This window comes from Longimicrobium sp., assembly GCA_036387335.1.
Classification (GTDB): domain Bacteria; phylum Gemmatimonadota; class Gemmatimonadetes; order Longimicrobiales; family Longimicrobiaceae; genus Longimicrobium.
On the sequence record DASVTZ010000257.1, the window covers coordinates 1 to 5,027 of the forward strand.

At 71.2% G+C, this 5,027-nt stretch carries 5 protein-coding genes; 1 reads left to right on the forward strand and 4 read right to left on the reverse strand.

Annotated features, from left to right (window positions below; all coding sequences use genetic code 11):
* Positions 1–166: 166 nt before the first annotated feature.
* The 3 genes from VF647_25825 to VF647_25835 are packed head-to-tail and all read right to left on the reverse strand — an operon-like array spanning position 167 to position 2,075.
* Positions 167–718 carry a DinB family protein gene (locus tag VF647_25825; protein ID HEX8455525.1) on the reverse strand — a complete coding sequence of 184 codons (552 nt, stop codon included), beginning with the start codon at positions 716–718 and terminating at the stop codon, positions 167–169.
* Between the two features lie 56 nt (positions 719–774).
* Positions 775–1,032, reverse strand: coding sequence for a hypothetical protein (locus VF647_25830; protein ID HEX8455526.1), 258 nt, complete (start codon positions 1,030–1,032; stop codon positions 775–777).
* Positions 1,029–2,075 (reverse strand): heme o synthase, encoded by a 1,047-nt coding sequence (locus tag VF647_25835; protein HEX8455527.1) that lies wholly within the window; start codon positions 2,073–2,075, stop codon positions 1,029–1,031. The genes VF647_25830 and VF647_25835 overlap by 4 nt, the downstream gene beginning before the upstream one ends.
* A 267-nt stretch (positions 2,076–2,342) precedes the next feature.
* Here VF647_25835 and VF647_25840 point away from each other — a divergent pair, with 267 nt between their 5' ends.
* The gene (locus VF647_25840; GenBank protein ID HEX8455528.1) at positions 2,343–3,311 is read left to right on the forward strand and encodes a COX15/CtaA family protein; all 969 of its coding nucleotides are present in this window, start codon (positions 2,343–2,345) and stop codon (positions 3,309–3,311) included.
* Here the strand turns inward: VF647_25840 and VF647_25845 are convergent.
* A complete protein-coding gene (locus VF647_25845; GenBank protein HEX8455529.1) occupies positions 3,308–4,801 on the reverse strand; it encodes an FAD-dependent monooxygenase in 1,494 nt (497 codons plus the stop codon). The two genes, VF647_25840 and VF647_25845, sit on opposite strands and share 4 nt — an antisense overlap.
* Positions 4,802–5,027: the final 226 nt, after the last annotated feature.

Below are 5,027 nucleotides of genomic sequence, written 5' to 3' on the forward strand. Positions count from 1 at the left end.
CCTCCCCCAAAACTGCCTGGGGGAGGGGGCGTGCGTGGGACTGCGCGGGATGCCCTCTGCTGTTCTTCCTCTGTGGCTCTGTGTCTCTGTGTGAGCCATGCAGTTGCGGTTCTCTCCTGCGTCTCTGCGCCTCTGCGTGAGACTTCCATTTCCGACTTTGCAGGGATTACTTCGGGGTGCGCTCGATCTGCCTGCGGTGGTGGTCCAGGTGGATGGCGACGAAGCGGAGCGCCTTGATGGGCTCCAGCTTGCCGAAGTAGGGATGGGTGAGCCCGTCGGAGCCCCGCTCGCGGGCGGCGGCGAGTTCGGCGGTGAAGCATTCGCCCAGCTCGCGGAGCGCCTCCAGTGCCCCGTCGCGGTCCGCGCGCGGCTCGCCCGGGCGCATTTCGCGCGGCGAAGGGACGCGCAGGGGGATCGTGCGGTGGAAGAGGATGTGGGGGAGGATGACGGTGCGCACCATCTTCTTTCGCCATCCCGACAGCTTCTCGCGCATCGGGCGCCCCTCGCGCAATTCGTCGAGGAGGGCCTCGTAGGCCCGCGTCAGGTGCTCGGTGACCTGGGCGGGGGTCCACTTCCCTTCCCCCCAGGGCCGCGTCCACGATGCGTGCGGCAGGGCGGAGGCCGATTGGAGGTACGCGGCGAGGGCGACTTCGTGCTCGTCGGCGGCGGCGTCCCAGCGGGCCTGGCTTCGCGGCGATGCGCGGTGCGGCGTGGTCATCGCGGAGGGCCTTCAGGAGAAGGGATGGGGGTGCGGCGGGCGCCGCGGGGGGCGGGTCAGCGCGGCGGGTGCCGCAGCCAGCTTTCGATGCGTTCCAGCGGCTCGCTCAGCTTCCACCCGGCCGAGCGCCATTGCCGGACGCGTGCGAGCAGTTCATCCACCGAGGTGCCGCCCTGCCGGCCGGGTTCGAGGTAGGCGCCCGCCGGCCACTCCGTCGTGCTCAGCGTGCCGTCCGCCCCGGGGCGCTGGAGGAGGACCACGAAGCCCTCGTGGCCGTCCGGAGAGGCGGCGTGGAAGGCGAGCGTGTCGCTCATCGCGCGGCGGCGGCGATGTCGGGATCGCGCAGGATGATGGGGTCGTGGCCCACGCGCGCGCCCGGGACCACGCCGTCCACCGCCATCGCCGCGAAGAGGAGCGCCAGGTACAGCAGCGAGTTGCGGTACAGCGTCCACGCCGGCTGGGTGAAGTTGCCGGCCCGCATCACCCGCACCACGTCGCGCAGGAACCAGAGCCCCAGCACCGCCGCGGACACGCCGTACACCAGCCCCAGCCCTCCGTAGGTGACGGGCGCCAGCGTGACCGGGATCATGATCAGCGTGTAGAAGAGCATCTGGCGCATCGTCTCGCGCTCGCCCCACACGTTGGGCGCCATGGGGACGCCCACGCGGCCGTAGTCCTTTTGCTTCACCAGCGCCAGCGCCCAGAAGTGCGGCGGCGTCCAGAAGAAGACGATCAGGAAGAGGTACGCGGCCGTCAGCGACACCTCGCCCGTGGCGGCGGCCCAGCCGACGAGCGGCGGAAAGGCGCCCGCGGCCCCGCCAATGACAATGTTCTGGGGCGAGGTGCGCTTGAGCCAGCGGGTGTAGATGAAGACGTAGTAGAGGAGCCCCGCCAGCGCCAGCCACGCGCTCAGCAGGTTCACGCGCAGCGCGAACGTCGCGAACGCCGCGGCGCCCAGCGTGATGCCGAAGCCCAGCACGTGCCCCGGCGACATCCGCCCGCTGGGAATGGGGCGCAGCTTGGTGCGCGGCATGTGCGCGTCGATGTCGCGATCGATGAACATGTTGATCGCGTTGGCGCCCCCCGCCATCAGGTAGCCGCCCAGCATCGTCCACAGCACCACGGACAGCGACGGCCAGCCGCGCAGCGCGATGAACATGGGCGTGACGGTGGTCACCAGGAGCAGCGAGATGATGCGCGGCTTGGTGAGCGTCACGTAGTCGCGCAGAAGCTGGCGCACGCCCGCGCCGCCGCGCCGCGCCGCCTCGATTCCGGCGCGCTGCGTGGCGGTGGTCATCCCGGCGTCCGTGTGTGCCTCCGCGGGGGCGGCCGTCACGGCTGGAAGAGTATCGTGCATCAGCTACGGGCTCGGCGCCCCGTGGAGGGCGTCGTTCGTGGGGGCCGCGCGCGCGCCGGTCTGGCGGGCGCGGACGAGCGCAAATATACACGCCGCACGGACGTGCGCCACCCCGGCGCGCCCGCGTGCGGCGCGCTCCCGACCCCCGCGTGGGGCATTCCCCCACACGCTCCCCACGTCGCCGAACCCATGCTTGCGCAACCACTTGCGCGGTGGCGCGGCGGGGGTGTACCGTTGGGCCTCCACCCTGTACCAGAGCCCGTCCGAATGAGACCGCTGTTCCGCTCCACCTCCGGCTTCGCCCGCTACGCGTGGGGCGTGCTGGCCTTCAACGTCGCCGTGGTGCTGTGGGGCGCGGTCGTTCGCGCCACCAACTCCGGCGCCGGCTGCGGCCGCCACTGGCCCGCCTGCAACGGCGAGGTGATGCCGGAGCTCGCCTCGCACGAGCTCCTCATCGAGCTCGCGCACCGCGCCACCAGCGGCCTCGCGCTGCTGCTGGTGGTGGCAATGGCGGTGTGGGCGTGGCGCGCGTTCCCCGCCGGGCACCGCGTGCGGCGTGGCGCGGCGCTCTCGATGGCGCTGATCCTGGTGGAGGCGCTCCTCGGGGCCGGCCTGGTGCTGTTCGAACTGGTGGCGGACGACAAGTCCGCGTTCCGGGCATTCTCGATGGCCGCGCATCTGGTGAACACCTTTCTCCTGCTGGGCGCTCTCACGCTGACCGGCTGGTGGGCCTCCGGCGGCGGCGACGTGAGGGTGCGCGGCCGGGGTGCGCTGGGCGCCGTCCTGCTCTCGGCCCTCGGCGCCACGATCCTGGTGGGCGCCACCGGCGCGGTGACGGCGCTCGGCGACACGCTCTTCCCCAAGACCACGGTGGGCTTCGAGTTCTCCTCGACGGCCCACTTCCTGGAGCGGCTGCGAATCGTGCACCCGCTGCTGGCCATCGCCACCGGCGTGTACATCACCATCGTCGCCTGGGTGGTGCGCCGCGCCCGCCCCACCCCCGCCACGCTCCGCCTCGCCACCATCCTGACCACCCTCTTCGCGATGCAGGTGGCGGCTGGCGTCATCAACATCGTCCTGCGGGTGCCGCTCTGGATGCAGCTCACCCACCTCTTCCTGGCCGACTGCGTCTGGATCGCCCTCGTCCTCGCCGCCGCCTCCGCCTTGGAGGACCGCGCGTCCGAGATTACGAGCGAAGTCGCCTTCCCCGCCCCGCCTCGCCCCGCCGCCGTCTAGCTCGTCGCGGCTCCGAACCAGGTGGCGAGCGCGTCCTCGAGCCCTTGCCACGAATCATCGCCCACCCACGCCACGTACCCGTCCGGCCGGATCAGCACCGCGCGGGGAGCTGTGACCATGCCGATGGCGGGGAGCTCCCACGAGCCATCGTAGCGAGCGTCGATCAACCGAACGCGATCCGCCCACCCCCCGACGTCGAACCCGCCGGGCTCGCCGAAGTTGAGGAGCACCGGCCGCGCATCGTGCAGCAGGGCGAAGACGCGCAGTGGTCCATCGGCGGTGACCAGATCGAGATCGGGCATGCGGCGTCCCAGGAGCGGGTGTCCATCGCCCAGATCGTAGCGGATTCCCAGACCAGACATCTCCGCGGCCATCCGGCGGCGCGGCTCGTCCATGCCGAGGAGCTCCGCCACGGTTTCGCGCGCGGCCTTGCTGCGCTCATCGGGGCGGAGGAGGGCGATCTGCGCCATCGTGTTCCGCAGCACGCGCGCGCCGACCGGGTGCCGCTCCGCGTGATACGTGTCCAGGAGGGTGTCGGGTGACGTGCCGTGGACCACCTGGGCCAGCTTCCAGCCGAGGTTCACGGCATCCTGCACGCCCGTGTTGAGGCCCTGTCCACCCACCGGGCTATGCACGTGCGCGGCGTCGCCGGCCAGCAGCACGCGGCGGTGGCGGTAGGCGGCCGCCTGCCGGGCCATGTCGGTGAACCTGGAGATCCAGGTGGGGCTGTGCATCCCGAAGTCCGTGCCGTACACGGCGATGACCGCTTCGCTGAGGTCGCGCAGGGTGGGCTCGCCGGTTCCGGGGCGCCGTTCGGTCACCATCACCCCCACCGGCCCCTCGTCCTTGTAGACCACCTTGCCGTCGCGGATCTCGTACTCGCGCCGCCCCAGCGCGTGGACGCCGAGCGCGTCGTGGCGGGTGCCGAGCTCCGGCTCTTCGACCATCTCGACCTCGGCGATCAAGGCGCTCGTCGTCGCATCCCACCCGGGAAACTCGATGCCCGCTGCTTTGCGCACGATGCTGCGCCCTCCATCGCACCCCACCAGGTACCGCGCCCGCAGCGACCGCCCATCGGACAGCCCGACATCCACCCCGTCGTCGTCCTGCGCGAACCCGGTCACTTCGGTGCCGTAGTGGATCGGCACGCCCATTTCGCGGACCCACCCGGCCAGGATGCGCTCGATGTGGTTCTGCCACAGCCCGAGACCGTAGTTGTGCCGCGTGGGAAAGTCGCTGATGTCGAGCGGAACCCACGCGAACCCCGCGACCTGCGCCTTCTTCCCCTCCGCCAGAAACCTATCCGCGATTCCGCGCTGATCGAGGACCTCGAGGGTGCGCGCGTGCAGCCCGCCCGCTCGCGACCCCGCGAGCTCCTGGCTCTCGCGCCGCTCGACGATGACGACCTCGACCCGCGCCAGCGCCAGCTCCCCCGCCAGCATCAGCCCCGTCGGCCCCCCGCCGGCGATCACCACCGCATGATCCATCATCTCGCGCCTCCCTCTCGCCCAGTTTTCCGGCCACACCCTCAGAATTCGGCCGACTACTCTGCACGGTGCCCCCCGTCTTGCCGCAAGTCCTGGGGTGCGCTATATGTTTGGAAGCGGCGTGGGAGGGATACCTCACCCCCACCGACACCACGAGGCCCGCGAGGAGACGATCTCCCGCGGGCCTCGTGCGTTGTTCTCCCCCTCTCCCGATAACGAGAGGGGCACC